Raw genomic sequence first — 435 nt, 5'->3', positions numbered from 1 at the left:
GATCAGTACCAGGACCACCGCCAGCAGTGCCGCGGGCACCAGCCAACCGATCTCGAAACCGAACTCGCCGGTGAACAGCCGCGGCAGGCCCTGGACCTGATCGCCCCAGCCGCCGTGGTGCTGCGACGCTGCGGGGACCACCGGGTCGACGTCGACGTGGGTGCCGTAGTGGTTGTGGCCGAGAACGCGACCGAATCCGTTGTAGCCGAGCACCAGGTTCATGAAGTTGTTGTCGGTGGACCCGGCGAGGTACGGCCGCGACGAGGCGGGCCACACCAGGGTGAGCACCACGAACCATCCGGCCGAGACGAGAAACGCCCCGAGTGAGCCGGCCAGGTGCAGCAGGCGCCGGCGCACCGGGAGGGGCGCGGCGATCAGGTAGACCAGCCCGATGGCCGGCATCACCATCAGTCCCTCGAGCATCTTGGCCAGGAA

General features: G+C 68.5%; 1 pseudogene. It reads right to left on the bottom strand.

What is annotated here, in order from left to right:
• Nucleotides 1–435 (bottom strand): annotated as a pseudogene (locus RNB18_RS52390) (glycosyl transferase); the annotation flags it as partial.

Origin of the sequence: Streptomyces doebereineriae (assembly GCF_031845645.1) — a bacterium.
Classification (GTDB): Bacteria; Actinomycetota; Actinomycetes; order Streptomycetales; family Streptomycetaceae; genus Streptomyces; species Streptomyces canus.
Note: the sequence above shows the minus strand (reverse complement) of the source record. Positions and strands in the feature narration are given on the sequence as shown.